The following is a 14,955-nucleotide window of genomic DNA, read 5'->3' as shown; positions in this document are numbered from 1 at the left end:
CGCTCTCGTTCCCCCGTGTACCCGGCGCCCCGGTGGACGCTCAGGCCGCCGACCGGGTGACCAGCCGGTGCCGGACCCCGAGCCCGGCCTTCAACGCCGCCCGCACCGGAGCCCAGCGCGCGCCCGGGTACTTCCCGGACAGGTAGCGGTACGCGCTCGCGTGGTGCGCCGCCTGCATCCGGGCCGAGACCTCCGGCTTGCCCGTCGACGCGCCGCCCACGTGGACGACCTCGGCCGACGGCACGTAGACGTTGCGCCAGCCCGCCAGGCCGAGCCGCTCGCCCAGGTCGACGTCCTCGAAGTACATGAAGTACCGCGCGTCGAACCCGTCCACCGAGTCGAACGCCTCCCGGCGCAGCAGCAGGCAGGAACCGGACAGCCAGCCCGCCTCCCGCTCGACCGGCTCGAGGTTCTGCCTGCGGTAGGCCTTCGTCCACGGGTTGTCCGGCCACACGGTGCCCAGCGCGGCATGGCCCGCGCCGTGCGACAGCGACGGCACCTCCCGCGCGGACGGGTAGACCTCACCGGACGGCTCGCGGATCAGCGGCCCGAGCGAGCCGGCCCGCGGCCAGCGCTTCCCGGCGTCCAGGAGGGCGTCCAGGGACCCGGGCCGCCACTCGAGATCGGGATTCGCCACGACGACCCAGCCGACATCGGGACCCAGCTCGGCCACCCCGCGGTTCGCGCCGCCGCCGTAGCCGAGGTTCTCGCCGATCCGCAGCAGCGAGACGTCCTCCCGCTCGCGGGCGGCCTTCTCGGGGGCGCCGTCCACCGACCCGTTGTCGGCCAGCACGACGCGCGCCCTCCGGCTCGTCGCCTCGCGCAGCGAGTCGAGGAACGTGTCCAGCAGGGCGCCCGGCGAGTACGTCACGGTGACGACGCCGATCTCCTCGCCGTAACTGCGCACGGAGGGGTCCACGGCCGCGAACGATAGCGAGGGCTACCGACAGGACGGCCGGGCGCATACTCCCCGGTCCGGTGGATCACGTTCGCGAGGATCACGCAGCGTGGCCGGACGCGGCCGGCCGGACCGCCCGAAAGCACCCGAAAGCGCCCGCCGACGGACCCCGACCTGCGATGATGACCCCGGTCGCCGGACGGTCACGTAACACTCTCAAGGTCCGGGCGACTCCTGCGTCCGGGCGAGCCTGCACGACACGCGGGTCGTGTGGCCCGCGGGACGACGGCGGATGTTGCACGCTGACCGACGACCGGAGTCCGGGACGTCCGGCGAGGAGCCGAGAGGGGGTGTCGTGAGCAGCGATCTGGACGCCCCGTGGCTGCGCTCGTCGGAGCGCCCGCGACACCCCGGCAGGCAGGCCGTCCGCCCACCGGCGCAGCGCGGCCCGTCGCGCCCCGCCCCCGTCCGTACCCGGCCCGTGGCGCCTCGCGGGACGGCGTGGGACCGCTGGTCGCGGCGGTTCCGGACCGGTCTGGCCGTGCTGTCGGTCCTGGTCGTCGGCGCGACCGGTGCCGTGTGGTCGGTCTACCACGACGTCACCAGCGGCATGACCACCACGAACGTGATCACCGGCGGTTCGTCGGGCGGCGACCAGAACATCCTGCTCGTCGGTGTGGACAGCCGGACCGACGCGCAGGGCAACCCGCTGCCGAAGCAGGTGCTCGAGCAGCTGCGCAGCGGCGCAGAGTCCGGGGTGCTGAACTCGGACACGATCATCCTCGTGCACGTCCCTGCGGACGGCGGCAGCGCGACGGCGTTCTCCATCCCGCGCGACAGCTACGTGGACATCCCCGGCTACCGGCGCGACAAGATCAACGCTGCGTACCCGGCGACGAAGGCGACCTCGAGCACGGAGCTCGTCGCGAGCGGCGTCAAGGACCCGAAGGAGCTGGACCGGCAGTCGTCGCAGGCCGGGCGCAGCGCGCTGATCCAGACCGTGCAGAACCTGACCGGCCTGACCGTCGACCACTACGCCGAGGTCAACCTGCTCGGCTTCTACAACCTGACGAACGCGGTCGGCGGCGTCGACGTCTGTCTGAAGGCCCCGACGAACGACCCGCTGTCCGGCGCGAACTTCCGGGCGGGCCCGCAGACGATCTCCGGCGGCGATGCGCTGGCGTTCGTGCGCCAGCGGCACGGCCTGGCGGGCGGCGACCTGTCCCGGATCAACCGGCAGCAGGTGTTCATGGCCGCGGTGGCCAAGAAGATCCTCGACGCTGGCACGCTGACCGATTCGGACAAGCTGTCGTCGCTGGTCGGCGTGATCCAGCAGTCGGTGGTGATCGACTCCGGGTGGGACCTGCTGGCGTTCGCGCGGCAGGCCTCCGAGCTGGCCGCCGGCAAGGTCGACTTCCTGACGATCCCGACCGACGGCACCGAGAACAACGCGCGCGGCGACGTCGTGTCGGTGGACCCGTCGCAGGTGCGTGACTTCGTCACACGGCACACCGAGACGACCGACGACGAGAAGGCCCCCGCGGACGCCCCGGCGCAGGCTCCGGTGACGGCCGACGTCGGGAACGGTGCCGGGACGAACGGCCTCGGCAACAAGGTCGCGCAGACGCTGGCGCAGAACGGGGTCCCGACCGGATCGGTGTCCAACGCACCGAGCCAGACGACGTCGGTCGTGCGCTACTCGCCCGCCGACGGCGACGCGGGCGCCAGGAAGGTCTCCGCAGCGCTGGGAGGCATCGGCGTCGAGCAGTCCGACGCCGTCGAGCCCGGACGGGTGCAGGTCCTGATCGGCAGTGACTTCGACGGCGCGGGCGGGGGCTCGAACGCGGGCGCGAGTGCTCCGGCGGCCTCGGCGCCTGCCGCGCCCGTCACGCCGCCGATCACGGCCGGCGGCGTACCGTGCATCGACTGACCCCGACGCATCGCACGACCCCGGGAGCACCGTGTCGCTGACCGACGCCCTGCTGGGTCCCGCCCCGGACGCGGGACCGCTGATCACCCACTACGACGACGCCACCGGAGAGCGGATCGAGCTCTCCGGCGTCACGACGGCGAACTGGGCGGCCAAGGCCGCGAACCTGCTGCGCGACGAGTGCGACGTCGAGCCCGGCACACCGGTCGCGGTGCTGCTGCCCGCGCACTGGCAGACGGCGGCGGTGCTGCTGGCCGTGTGGTCCTGCGGCGGGGAGCTGGTGTCCGACCCGTCGACCGCCCAGTGGGTCCTCGCCGACGCCGACCACCTGGATGCGGCACTGGCCGCGGAGCCGGGCGGAGGGGTCGTCGCGCTGTCGCTGGACGCGTTCGGCAAGGGACTGTCCGGCCTGCCCGCCGGGGTGATCGACTTCGCGACCGAGGTGCGGGTGCACGGCGACGAGTTCGTGCCGTGGGAGCCGGTGCCAGGAGACGCTCCGGCCTGGGACGGTGCCTCGGTGGACGACGTGCTGGCCGCAGCCCGCGCCGCCGCCTCCGACCTCGGTCTCTCGTCCGGGGACCGGGTGCTGTCCACCCGGTCCTGGTCGGACTCCACCGGGATCCGGGAGGGGCTCCTGGCCGTCCTCGCCGCGGGCGCCTCGCTGGTGCAGGTGGTGAACCCGGACGAGGCGGCGCTCGACCGCCGTTCGGAGACGGAGCGCTGCACCCGCAGGCTGTGACCCCGGGTCGGACGAGAGCAGCGCTCTCGCGCGCCGGGGCCGGACCGGAGCAGCTCCCGCGCCACCCCGGGTGAGCTGCGGCGCCGGCGCGAGCCCCTGCTCGTGGGCACGGCGCGGGCGCGTGCGATCCTGGACGATCGTGAGCGCGACGCAACCGGTGAGCCCCCAGGACGTGGACGACGCTGCCGAACGGCTGCGTGCGGTGATCGGCCCGAGCCCGTTGCAGCTCAACCCCCGCCTGTCCGACACCCTGCGCGGCGAAGTCTGGCTCAAGCGCGAGGACCTGCAGCCGGTCCGCTCGTACAAGATCCGCGGCGCGTACAACCTGATCGCCCAGCTGTCGGCCGCCGACCGGGACGCCGGTGTGGTCTGCGCCAGCGCGGGCAACCACGCGCAGGGCCTGGCGTTCGCCTGCCAGCGGCTCGGCGTCCGCGGCCGGGTGTACCTGCCCGGCACCACGCCGCGGCAGAAGCGCGACCGGGTCGCCCGGCTGGGCGGCGACGCCGTCGAGATCCGGGTGGTCGGCAACACCTACGACGAGGCGGCCGCCGCGGCCCGCACGCACTCCGCGGAGACCGGCGCGACGCTCGTCCCGGCGTTCGACGACCCGCGCACGGTGGCCGGCCAGGGCACGATCGCCCGGGAGATACTGGCCCAGCTCGCCGACCCGCCGGACGTGCTCGTCGTGCCGATCGGCGGCGGCGGGCTGTTCGCGGGTGCGCTGACCTACCTGCACGAGCACGCGCCGTCGGTGCGCGTGGTCGGCGTGGAGCCCGCAGGGGCGGCCAGCATGACCGCCGCGCTCGCCGCCGGTGAGCCGGTCGAGCTGCCCGAGGTGGACCCGTTCGTCGACGGCGCCGCCGTGCGCAAGGTGGGCGCGACGACGTTCGACATCGCCCGCCGGTTCGACGCGCAGGTGGTCACCGTCGCGGAGGGCCGGGTCTGCGTGGAGATGCTGGACCTCTACCAGTCCGACGGGATCATCGCCGAGCCCGCGGGAGCGCTCTCGTCCGCCGTGGTCGACGCCGTCGACATCCCCCGGGACGCCACGACGGTCTGCCTGCTCTCCGGCGGCAACAACGACGTGTCCCGCTACGCCGACATCGTCGAACGCGCGCTCGTCCACGAGGGACGCAAGCACTACTTCCTCGTCGAGTTCCCGCAGGAGCCCGGCGCGCTGCGCTCGTTCCTGGACGACGTGCTCGGCCCGGACGACGACATCACGCTGTTCGAGTACGTGAAGCGCTCGAACCGGGAGACCGGACCGGCACTCGTCGGGATCGAGCTGGGGTCGCCGGACGACCTGCCCGCACTGCTCAAGCGCATGGACGAGGCGCCCCCGCACATCGAGCCGATCTCGCCGGACAGCCCGCTGTTCGGGTTCCTGCTCTGAGCCGCGCCGACCTCCGGACGTTAGCGGCGCGTTATGCCGCAGATACTTGCAGCTGGTCCGGGCCGGTCATACATGTCCGGACGGTTATCTCCGGAAAACATGCAGTCACCAACGTCCGGTGCCGCTTGGGCCGGTCCACCTCCGACGATCATCCTTCCGGAGTCCACGTCCTCGGTTCCCGGAAGGTCATCCGTGAAGCTTCCCGTTGCTCTCGCTCTGGTCATCGGACTCGCCGGAGTCCTCATCAGCTACCTCTACCTGGGCCCGCTCGCCGGTCTGGGCCTGTTCGTGCCGGCCACGTTCATCGGCGCGGCCAGCTTCTTCGCCGCGGGCGGTGACCTCGCCGGGCTGAAGAAGTCCCTCGCCGCCAACGTGTGGGGCATCGTCTGCGGGACGGTCACCCTGATCCTGGCCGGACTGACGACGAACACGTTCCTGGTCGCCGTGGTGATCGGCGGGATGACGGCCGTCTTCATCCTGGGCGCGCTGGTCCCGCTCCTCGACTTCGTGCCCGGATCGGTCTTCGGGTTCGCCACGACGGCCGCGTTCGGCCTGCTGACCGGCGCGTCCGGCACCGACTTCTCGCTGCCGACCGGACCGTTCACCGTGATGCTGCTGTCGTTCGTGGTCGGCGGCCTCGGGCTCGGTTACGCGTGCAGCCTCCTGGTCGGCAAGCTCGTCGGGGCCGGCGCGGAGTCGACCGCGGCGGCGACCTGAGCGATCCGTCGGCGGTACCGGGAGCCGGGTGTGAAGCGACGGCTGTCCTCCACGCCGGAGGCGGCGGCCCGGCTCTCGGTCAGCCCGCGCGCGCTGAACCGCTGGGCACAGGAAGGGTTGGTCACACCCGCCTTCCGTTCCCCCGGCGGGCGCGACTACTGGGACGTCGACGACCTGCGCACGCAGGTCGCCGCGCTCCCGGCACGGTTCTCGGGCGCTGCCGGCGTGCACGACGGCGGCAGCGACCGGCGTCGAGCGGACCGGCGCCGGGTCAGGTGAACGCCCGCCGGGCGGACCTCACCTCAGCAGGTTGCGCGCCATCACCATGCGCTGGATCTGGTTCGTGCCCTCGTAGATCTGCGTGATCTTGGCGTCGCGCATCATCCGCTCGACCGGGAAGTCGCGGGTGTACCCGGCGCCGCCGAGCAGCTGCACGGCGTCGGTCGTGACGGCCATCGCCGTGTCCGAGGCCATCGTCTTGGCCGCCGAGGAGATGAACCCGAGGTCGGACTCGCCCCGCTCGGCCCGGGAGGCGGCGACGTAGACGAGCTGGCGCGCGGCCTCCACCTTCATCGCCATGTCGGCGATCATGAACTGCAGGCCCTGGAAGTCGGCCAGCCGGGTCCCGAACTGCTTGCGCTCCTTGACGTAGTCGATCGCCACGTCCAGTGCGCCCTGCGCGATGCCGATCGCCTGGGCGCCGATCGTCGGGCGGGTGTGGTCGAGCGTGCGCAGCGCCGTCTTGAAGCCGGTGCCCTCGGCGCCGATGATCCGGTCGCCCGGGATCCGGCAGCCCTCGAAGTAGATCTCGCGGGTCGGCGAGCCCTTGATGCCGAGCTTGCGCTCCTTCGGCCCGACCGAGAAGCCCGGGTCGTCGGAGTGCACGACGAACGCGGAGATCCCGTTCGCCTTCTTCTCCGGGTCGGTCACGGCCATCACCGTGTACCAGGACGACTCGCCGGCGTTCGTGATCCAGCACTTGGTGCCGTCGATGATCCAGTCGTCGCCGTCGCGACGGGCCCTGGTCTTCATCGCCGCGGCGTCGGACCCCGCCTCGCGCTCGGACAGGCCGTAGCTGATCATCGCCTCGCCGGAGGCGATCGACGGGAGCACCTGCTTCTTCACGTCGTCGGAGGCGGACAGCAGGATCGGGGTCATGCCCAGCCCGTTCACGGCCGGGATCAGCGACGACGACGCGCAGGCCCGCGCGACCTCCTCGATCACGATGCAGCCGGCGAGCTCGTCGGCACCCTGACCGCCGTACTCCTCGGGGATGATCACCGCGTGGAAGCCGGCCCTGGTCAGCGCATCCCGCGCTTCCGTCGGGTAGCGGCCCTCCTCGTCGACGTCGGCCGCGTGCGGGGCGATCTCCTTGGTCGCCAGGTCGCGCACCGCCTCGCGGAGGGCCTCGTGCTCGTCGCTGAGCCGGTAGCTGTCGAACTCGCTGTTCATCTGCCTCGTCCTCGTCGGGTGCGTCTCCCGCCACCGTAACGGCACTCCGTGCCATCAGCAAGGCGACTTGCTACCCTCCGTGCCATGACGGCGAGCACACGTCGCGGACGCTCGGCCGAGGGCCGCGCGGCGGTGCGTCGCGAGCTCGTGTCGGCGGCGGCCCACCTGTTCACCGAGCAGGGATACGACGAGACGACCGTCGACGACATCGCGACCGCCGCGGGCGTGGGCCGGCGGACGTTCTTCCGCTACTTCCGCGGCAAGGAGGACGCCTTGTCCCCGGACCACGAGCGGGGGTTGGCGCGGATCGCCGAGGTGTTCGACGCGGCGCACCCGACCGAGCCGCTGCTCTCGGTCGTGCTGCGCGCGGCGGAGACGGTGTTCGACCTCTATCTCGACGACGTCGACGTGGCCCGGATGCGGTTCGCCCTGGTCCGTGAGGTGCCGGCACTGCGGGACCGGGAGGCCGCCTCGGTGCACCTCTACCGTCGCCTGTTCACCCGGGAGCTCACCACCCGACTGTCCGATGTGGACGACGGGGAGCTGAGGGCCGCGGTGACCGGCGCCGCCGTCGTCGCGGCACACAACCAGGCGCTGCGGCGCTGGCTGGCCGACGGCGGGCGCACCGAGGACCTCGACGCCTGCCGCGAGCACTTCCGCCGGGTCGCGCCGATGCTGCCGCTGGACGACGAGCCAGGGCTGGAGGACGTCGTGCGCCGCCTCGAGGCGTTGGAGGACAGGGCCGGTTGACCGGCCCCGGACATGCGTGATCCCCGGGCCGCACCGGTGGTGCGCACGCCGAGCTGGACGGGCTCGGGCCCGGGGATCACGGTGACTGCCTTGGATTCGCCGGCACCACACCGGCTTCCACGACCGTCTCCAGCGGAACCGCTACGCGGTCCCACCATCGAGCGTGGTGCTAGCGGACAGCCACCTCACGAGTCCTGTAGCTATACAACGCTGGACCACCTCCTCTCCCGTGTGCGACCAGCCTACGACCGATCACCGGGGTCGTGCCACGGTGATTTTCTACCGTGCCTTCTCGCGCAGCGCGGCGTCCTTGTCCAGCACCGTCCGCTCCAGTTCCGCCTGGAACGCGACCATGCGTTCCCGCAGGTCCGGCTCGGTGGCGGCGAGCACGCGCACGGCCAGCAGACCCGCGTTGCGGGCACCGCCGACGGCGACCGTCGCGACCGGCACGCCCGCGGGCATCTGCACGATCGACAGCAGCGAGTCCAGACCGTCGAGCGTCGCCAGCGGCACCGGGACGCCGATCACCGGCAGTGGCGTCGCGGCCGCGACCATGCCGGGCAGGTGCGCCGCGCCACCGGCCCCGGCGACGATCACGGACAGGCCACGGTCGGCGGCGGACCCGGCGTAGTCGAGCATCCGCTGCGGGGTCCGGTGCGCGGAGTAGACGCCGACCTCGTACGCGACACCGAACTCGTCGAGCGCTTCTCCCGCGGCCGACATCACCGGCCAGTCCGAGTCACTGCCCATGATCACTCCGACGCGGGGGGTGGTCATCGCGCGGCCTCCTGCAGATCACCGTGGTGCGCCGACCAGCCGTCGGTCCACTCCGCCGTGGCGAGCCACGTCGCGGCCAGCTCGGCCCGCTCACGCACCTCGTCCATGTCGTCCCCGAGCACCGTCACGTGCCCGATCTTGCGCTTCGGCCGCTCACCCTTCGCGTAGAGGTGCACCCGCGCGCCGGGGAAGCGGGCCATGCAGTGGTGCAGGCGCTCGTCCATGGACATCGACGGCGCCTCCGCCGCCCCGAGAACGTTCGCCATCACCACGGCCGGGGCGGTCGGCGCCGTGGAGCCGAGCGGGTAGTCCAGGACGGCCCGCAGGTGCTGCTCGAACTGCGACGTCCTGGCGCCCTCGATCGTCCAGTGCCCGGAGTTGTGCGGGCGCATGGCCAGCTCGTTCACCACGAGCTCGCCGTCGGTGTCGATGCCCGCTCCGCTGTCGCTCCGCGGGGCGCACTCGAACAGCTCGACCGTCAGCAGCCCGGTGACACCCAGCTCCTCGGCCACCCGCAGCGCGATCCCCTGCGCCTCGGCGGACCGCGCGGCCGACAATCCCGGCGCCGGGGAGAACACGCGCGCGCACTGGCCGTCGACCTGCACGGTCTCGACCACCGGCCACACGGCGGCCTGCCCGAACGGGGACCGGGCGATCTGTGCGGCGAGCTCGCGGCGCATCGTCACCGCGCCCTCGGCCATCAGCGGCGTGCCGGCCTCCAGCAGGTCCGCGACCACCGCGTCGTCGGCCTCGTGCAGGAACCAGACCCCGCGCCCGTCGTAGCCGCCACGGACGGCCTTGAGGACCACCGGCCAGCCGTGCTCCGCGCCGAACCCGCGGACGTCGTCCGGCGAGGTCACCTCCGTGAACGGCGGGACCGGAAGGCCCAGGCCGGACAGCCGCCGTCGCATCACCAGCTTGTCCTGCGCGTGGATCTGCGCCGACGGCGCGGGGTGCAGCGGCACGCCGTCGGCCTCGAGCGACGCCAGCACGTCCTGCGGCACGCCCTCGTGGTCGAACGTGACCGCGGAACAGCCCCGCGCCAGCTCACGCAGCGCCTCGACGTCGTCCGGGTCACCGGCCACGACGTCCGGTGTGACGCGCGCGGCCGGATCCTGCGGCGACGCGGCCAACACCCGCAGGGTCTGGCCCAGCGCGATCGCCGCCTGGTGGGTCATCCGGGCCAGCTGACCGCCGCCGACCATCCCGACCACCGGCATCGCGTCCGGTGCCCCGCGCTCGCGGGCGGGCGGCGGGCCGGTGTTCACGGTGTCCACAGTCCGGGCAGCCTAGTCGGGCGCGATCGGGTGCCCGGCGTCCCGGCGGCCGGGTCTGGCACGATCCTCTGAGTGACGGTGGTGGACTCAGCGCTCGCGCGGATCCCGCAGCCGTACCGGGACTATGCGATCAAGCACCGCGAGCTGATCAAGTTCGGGTTCGTCGGCGGCATCACGTGGGTGATCGACACGGCCGTGTTCCTGCTGCTCAAGACGACGGTCCTGGACACCAAGCCGCTGACCGCGAAGATCATGGCCGTGCTCGTGGCGACGATCGTGAGCTACGTGCTGAACCGCGAGTGGTCGTTCCGCACCCGCGGCGGACGGGAGCGCAGGCACGAGGCCCTGCTGTTCTTCCTGATCAGCGGGGTGGGCATCGCGATGTACTCGGCGCCGCTGGCCGCGTCGCGCTACCTGTTCGACCTCCAGGTGCCGGTCGTCAGCCTGATGACGCAGGAGATCGCGGACTTCCTGTCCGGCCAGATCCTGGGCACGATCGTCGGGATGGCGTTCCGCTGGTGGGCGTTCCGCCGGTTCGTGTTCCCGGACCAGAACGTCCGCCGCCAGGTGCCGCCAGCCTAACGCGGACCGCTGGCCTGGTGCGCGGGTCCGACGACGTCGTCGGCCCGGGCGGCGGGGAGGTAGAGCCGGAACGTCGGGGGGCGGGCCCGGGACAGCTCCAGGCGCCCGCCGTCGGCCTCGACGAGCGCGCGGGCCAGCGCGAGCCCCAGCCCGGTCGACGACTGCGCGGACACGCCGCGCTCGAACACGTGCGGCACCAGATCCTCCGGCACGCCGGGCCCGGTGTCGCTGACCTCGAGCAGCAGCGCGTTCTCGCCGGGCCGGGCGGTGATCGTCACCGGCCCGTCGCCGTGCCGCAGCGCGTTCTCGACGAGTGCCCCCACGGCCTCGCGCACGCGCGCCGCGGTGACCCGGGCGAGCATTCCCTCCGGCACCCGGACGCGCAGCGAGCGGCCCGCCGACGCGAACCCGCCCCGCCACTCGGCGGCGACCTCCTCCATCGCCTCCCGGACGTCGGTCGGCTCCGCGCCCGCGGCCCGCGCGGCGCGGGCGGCCTCCAGCAGCTCGTCGAGGACCTGGGAGAGGCGTTCGGTCTGCTCCAGCGCGGCCAGGGCCTCGCGGCGGGCGTCCTCGTCCGGGTGGGTGGACAGCTCGTCGAGCCGCAACTGCAGGGCCGTGATCCGGCTCCGCAGCTGGTGCGACACGTCCCCGACGAGCACCCGCTCGCGCTGCATGAGCTGGGCCAGTGCCGTCGCCGACGAGTCCAGCACCTCGGAGACGCGGTCCAGCTCGGCGATGTTGTGCCGCCCCGGCGCGCGGCGGAAGTCCCCGGCACCGAGCCGCGCGGCGCGGGCCGCCACGTCGCGCAGCGGCTCCGCGAGCCTGCGCGCGGTCAGCGTCGCGACGATCGCACCGCTCGTCACCGAGATGATCACCAGGAGCGCGACGACGGCGACCACCTGCGACTGCTGGCCGCGCATGACCGAGCGGGGCTGGGCCAGCGTGATCGTGCCGCCCGGCCCGAACGGCAGCGACTCGACGACCGGGTCCGGCACCTCGGACACGCCGAACACCTGCGGTGGCTGGTCCACGCGGTCGATCACCAGCCTGCTGTTCGCCGGGATCGCCAGCTCGATCGACGCCGGGTCGGGGACGCGCCCGTCGCTGTCCTCGAGGCTCTCGGTCAGCTGCTCGAGGCGCTGGGTCAGCTCGGCCCGGGTGAAGTCCTCGACGAGCTGCCAGGTCGCGACGACCAGCGGCCCGCCGAGCGCCAGCGCCGTGATCGCGACGACCAGCAGCGTGGAGAGCAGGATCCGCCGGCGCACTCCGTACTCAGTCCTGGTTGTACCGGAAGCCGACCCCGCGCACGGTGGCGATCCGCTTCTCGCCGCCGATCTTGCGACGCAGCCAGGACATGTGCATGTCCAGCGTCTTCGACGACTTCATGTCCGCGTCGCCCCACACCGTGTGCAGGATCTCCTCGCGCGTCACGACCTGCCCGGAGTGCAGCATCAGCACCCGCAGCAGCTCGAACTCCTTGTTCGCGAGCGTGACCTCGTCGCCGTCGAGCAGCACGCGGCGTCCGGAGAGCTCCATCCGCAGGCCACCGACCTCGACGACGTCCTGGGTGCGGCGCCGCAGCAGCGCCCGCACCCTGGCCAGCAGCTCGGCCAGCCGGAACGGCTTGGACACGTAGTCGTCGGCGCCCGCGTCCAGGCCGACGACGAAGTCCACCTCGTCGGTGCGCGCGGTGAGCATCAGCACCGGCAGGTCGGCCTGGTTGTCGGCGCGGATCCGTCGGCACACCTCGAGGCCGTCCATCCCGGGCAGCCCGAGATCGAGGACGAGGAGGTCGACGGGGGTTCCCTGCACGTGGTCGAGTGCGGCGAGCCCGTCGCCGACCACATGCACGTCGTAGCCCTCCCTCTGCAGGGCGCGGGACAGCGGCTCCGCGATCGCGGAGTCGTCCTCGGCGAGCACGACTGTCGTCACGCCAGCGAGCGTAGACCTCGACGGGTACTGGCATGCTGCTGCGGCGTGGACTCCACCGACGATCTCGCGCCCGACCTGGCGCTCGCACTGCGGCTGGCCGACCTCGCCGACGCCGTGACGCTCCCCCGCTTCCGAGCAGCCGATCTGCGTGTCACACGCAAACCGGACAGGACGCCGGTCACCGACGCCGACACGGCCGCCGAGGACGCGCTGCGGGCGGCGCTCGGCGGCGAGCGGCCGGACGACGCCGTGCTCGGCGAGGAGCGCGGCGACTCCGGGACCGGCGTCGCCGGACGCGGCTGGGTGATCGACCCGATCGACGGCACGAAGAACTTCTCCCGCGGCGTGCCGGTCTGGGCGACGCTGATCGGGCTGACCGTGCACGGTCGGCCGGAGGTCGGTGTGGTCACCGCACCCGCGCTGGGCCGCCGGTGGTGGGCGGCCCGCGGCCACGGGGCCTGGACGGCCGACGCGCCGGGTGCCGCGCCGCGCGCGATCAGCGTGTCCGGGGTCGCCGACCTGGCCGACGCCTACGTGTCGACCACGAACCCGAACACGTTCCGCGAGACCGGCCGGATGGACGGCTGGCTGGGCCTGTCCCTGGCGTGCTGGGAGACCAGGGCGTTCGGCGACTTCTGGCAGTACTGCCTCGTCGCGGAAGGTGCGATCGATCTCGTCGCGGAACCGGCCGCGAACCCGTGGGACCTGGCCGGGCCCGCCGCGGTCCTCGCCGAGGCGGGCGGCAGGCTGACCGCCCTGGACGGGACGGGCTCGTACTCCGGAGGGGACGCGCTCGGCAGCAACGGCCTGCTGCACGACGCCGCCCTGGCCGCGCTGGGCTCCGACGTGCCGGGCTAACGTGACGTCCGTGCCGGAGATCGCTTTCGAGGACCTCACCCCGGGAACAGTGTTCGACCTGGGTACGACCGTGATCGACCGCGACGAGATGGTCGCGTTCGCTCGCCGGTTCGACCCGCAGCCGTTCCACCTGGACGAGGACGCCGCCCAGAAGTCGATCTTCGGTGGGCTGGCCGCATCCGGCTGGTTCACGTCGTCGCTCTGGATGCGCGCGTACGTCGACGGGCTGCTGTGCCGCTCCACGGCGCTCGGCTCGCCCGGCGGCGACGAGATCTACTGGCCTGCGCCGGTGTTCGCCGGCGACGAGCTGCGCTGCGCGATGGAGATCCTCGATGCCCGCGTGTCCCGCAAGCGCCCGGAGATGGGCGTCGTGACGCTGCGGGCGACCATGCACCGGGGCGACGAGCTCGTCATGCGGGGCCGGTTCACCGGCATGTTCGGGCTGCGCGGGGAGTAGTCAGCCGGTCGTCGCCCGGGGATCGAGCGGCGCTCCCCACGCCAGCGCCAGCGCCAGGCGTGCGCGGATGTCCGGGGTGTCGAGCGAGTCGCCGAACAGCTCGTGCAACCGGTTCATCCGGTACCGGACGGTCTGCGGGTGCACGTGCAGCTCGGCGGCCATCGCCTGCCGGTCGCCCATGTGCCGGACCCAGGACGTGAGCGTCTCCACCAGCCGTTCCCGCGACGACGGGACCGCGCCCTCCAGCGGGCGCAGCACCTGGGCCCGCAGCACCTGCAGCAGCCGCGCGTCCCGGTGCACGATGATCGCGTCGAGGTGCTCGTCGGCGAACACCGGATCGTCGGCCAGCACGCCGTTGTGCTGCAGGCGGGCGGCGATCTCGGCGATGCGCAGGCTGGCCGGCAGGAGCTGCGGGGGGACCGACGCCCCGACGACCGCCCGCAGCCCCCGCAGCGCCGTCGCCAGCCGCTGGCGCCTGCCCCCGCGCGAGGGGTTCGGCACGATCAGCCCGGTCAGGTCGTCCCGGTGCACCGGCAGCGACGTCGGGTCGAACCAGCCGAGCAGGCCGCGGTCGAGCGAGTCGGCGTCCTGCACGAGCACGATGCCGACCTCGTCGGGCACAGGCCAGCCGGCCCGGCTACCCGCGGAGTGCACGGCGGCGATCGTCGCCCGGTCGGACAGCAGCAGGTCGACCAGCTCCTCCCGGGCCCGTTCCCGTGCCGCGCCGGACTCGGACTGCTCGCGCACGTAGCCACGGGTGGTGGCAGAGGACAGCCGGTCGACGAACAGGAACACGCCCTCGGCGAGCTCGGCCAGCTCCCTGGCGCCGACGCCGTGCTCCACGGCGAGCGTCGACACGTGGTGCCAGAACGCGCGGGCCCCGACCTGGAACGCGGTGAGCAGGCTGGAGATCTCCCGGCCCTCGCGCCACTGGATGCGGCCGATCTGCTCGAACAGGTCCCGCTCCATCGCGCCGGGGAAGTCCTCGCCCGCGTCCTCCACCCGCAGCTGCAGCAGCCGCTCCACGACCGGCCCGGCCGCGCCCGCCACCTCGGCACGGTGCTCGACGACGAAGCGGGCGTAGTCGGGCCAGTCCGCCCGCAACGCCCCCGCGACCTCGTCGAGCACGTCCGGCAGCCGCGACCCCAGCGCGACCGCCCACGTCCGCGCCTCGCCGCCGTGCACCGTCACCC

General features: G+C 73.1%; 16 protein-coding genes. 9 read left to right on the top strand and 7 right to left on the bottom strand.

Going from position 1 to position 14,955, the window contains the following annotated elements; genetic code table 11:
- Positions 1–40 precede the first annotated feature (40 nt).
- Complete coding sequence (locus EV378_RS22295; protein WP_243653706.1) at positions 41–919, bottom strand: glycosyltransferase family 2 protein; 879 nt, start codon at positions 917–919, stop codon at positions 41–43.
- A gap of 334 nt (positions 920–1,253) precedes the next feature.
- Between EV378_RS22295 and EV378_RS22290 the strand changes: the two genes are divergently transcribed.
- From EV378_RS22290 to EV378_RS22270, 5 genes are all read left to right on the top strand, one after another.
- Positions 1,254–2,828 carry an LCP family protein gene (locus EV378_RS22290; protein ID WP_243653705.1) on the top strand — a complete coding sequence of 525 codons (1,575 nt, stop codon included), beginning with the start codon at positions 1,254–1,256 and terminating at the stop codon, positions 2,826–2,828.
- A 31-nt stretch (positions 2,829–2,859) separates the two neighbouring features.
- A complete protein-coding gene (locus EV378_RS22285) occupies positions 2,860–3,567 on the top strand; it encodes a TIGR03089 family protein (RefSeq protein ID WP_132429320.1) in 708 nt (235 codons plus the stop codon).
- Between the two features lie 157 nt (positions 3,568–3,724).
- Positions 3,725–4,960, top strand: a complete 1,236-nt coding sequence (gene ilvA, locus EV378_RS22280) for a threonine ammonia-lyase IlvA (protein WP_132432537.1) — start codon at positions 3,725–3,727, stop codon at positions 4,958–4,960.
- A 192-nt stretch (positions 4,961–5,152) separates the two neighbouring features.
- Positions 5,153–5,677 (top strand): DUF1097 domain-containing protein, encoded by a 525-nt coding sequence (locus EV378_RS22275; protein ID WP_165922427.1) that lies wholly within the window; start codon positions 5,153–5,155, stop codon positions 5,675–5,677.
- Positions 5,678–5,707: 30 nt separating this feature from the next.
- A complete protein-coding gene (locus EV378_RS22270; protein WP_132429316.1) occupies positions 5,708–5,956 on the top strand; it encodes a helix-turn-helix domain-containing protein in 249 nt (82 codons plus the stop codon).
- Between the two features lie 18 nt (positions 5,957–5,974).
- Here the strand turns inward: EV378_RS22270 and EV378_RS22265 are convergent, their stop codons facing one another.
- Positions 5,975–7,129 (bottom strand): acyl-CoA dehydrogenase family protein, encoded by a 1,155-nt coding sequence (locus tag EV378_RS22265; RefSeq protein WP_132429314.1) that lies wholly within the window; start codon positions 7,127–7,129, stop codon positions 5,975–5,977.
- Between the two features lie 84 nt (positions 7,130–7,213).
- Here EV378_RS22265 and EV378_RS22260 point away from each other — a divergent pair, with 84 nt between their 5' ends.
- Positions 7,214–7,879, top strand: coding sequence for a TetR family transcriptional regulator (locus EV378_RS22260; protein WP_132429312.1), 666 nt, complete (start codon positions 7,214–7,216; stop codon positions 7,877–7,879).
- A gap of 279 nt (positions 7,880–8,158) precedes the next feature.
- Here the strand turns inward: EV378_RS22260 and purE are convergent, their stop codons facing one another.
- Entirely contained in the window at positions 8,159–8,656 is a 498-nt protein-coding gene (purE, locus tag EV378_RS22255; RefSeq protein ID WP_132429310.1) for a 5-(carboxyamino)imidazole ribonucleotide mutase, read from the bottom strand.
- Entirely contained in the window at positions 8,653–9,876 is a 1,224-nt protein-coding gene (locus EV378_RS22250; RefSeq protein WP_132432535.1) for a 5-(carboxyamino)imidazole ribonucleotide synthase, read from the bottom strand. The genes purE and EV378_RS22250 overlap by 4 nt, the downstream gene beginning before the upstream one ends.
- 129 nt (positions 9,877–10,005) lie before the next feature.
- On the opposite strand from EV378_RS22250, the gene EV378_RS22245 reads away from it, so the two are divergent.
- On the top strand, positions 10,006–10,515 hold the full coding sequence (locus tag EV378_RS22245) for a GtrA family protein (RefSeq protein WP_132429308.1): 510 nt from the start codon (positions 10,006–10,008) through the stop codon (positions 10,513–10,515).
- Here EV378_RS22245 and EV378_RS22240 read toward each other — a convergent pair.
- The gene (locus EV378_RS22240; protein WP_132429306.1) at positions 10,512–11,780 is read right to left on the bottom strand and encodes a sensor histidine kinase; all 1,269 of its coding nucleotides are present in this window, start codon (positions 11,778–11,780) and stop codon (positions 10,512–10,514) included. The genes EV378_RS22245 and EV378_RS22240 overlap by 4 nt on opposite strands.
- Before the next feature lie 7 nt (positions 11,781–11,787).
- A complete protein-coding gene (locus tag EV378_RS22235; RefSeq protein WP_132429304.1) occupies positions 11,788–12,447 on the bottom strand; it encodes a response regulator transcription factor in 660 nt (219 codons plus the stop codon).
- Positions 12,448–12,492: 45 nt separating this feature from the next.
- On the opposite strand from EV378_RS22235, the gene EV378_RS22230 reads away from it, so the two are divergent.
- Entirely contained in the window at positions 12,493–13,305 is an 813-nt protein-coding gene (locus EV378_RS22230) for an inositol monophosphatase family protein (RefSeq protein ID WP_243653704.1), read from the top strand.
- Between the two features lie 10 nt (positions 13,306–13,315).
- Entirely contained in the window at positions 13,316–13,762 is a 447-nt protein-coding gene (locus tag EV378_RS22225) for a MaoC family dehydratase (RefSeq protein WP_132429300.1), read from the top strand.
- Here the strand turns inward: EV378_RS22225 and EV378_RS22220 are convergent, their stop codons facing one another.
- Complete coding sequence (locus EV378_RS22220) at positions 13,763–14,947, bottom strand: PucR family transcriptional regulator (RefSeq protein WP_243653703.1); 1,185 nt, start codon at positions 14,945–14,947, stop codon at positions 13,763–13,765.
- Between the last annotated feature and the right edge of the window lie 8 nt (positions 14,948–14,955).

Source organism: Pseudonocardia endophytica, assembly GCF_004339565.1.
GTDB classification, from domain to species: Bacteria; Actinomycetota; Actinomycetes; order Mycobacteriales; family Pseudonocardiaceae; genus Pseudonocardia; species Pseudonocardia endophytica.
Note: the sequence above shows the minus strand (reverse complement) of the source record. Positions and strands in the feature narration are given on the sequence as shown.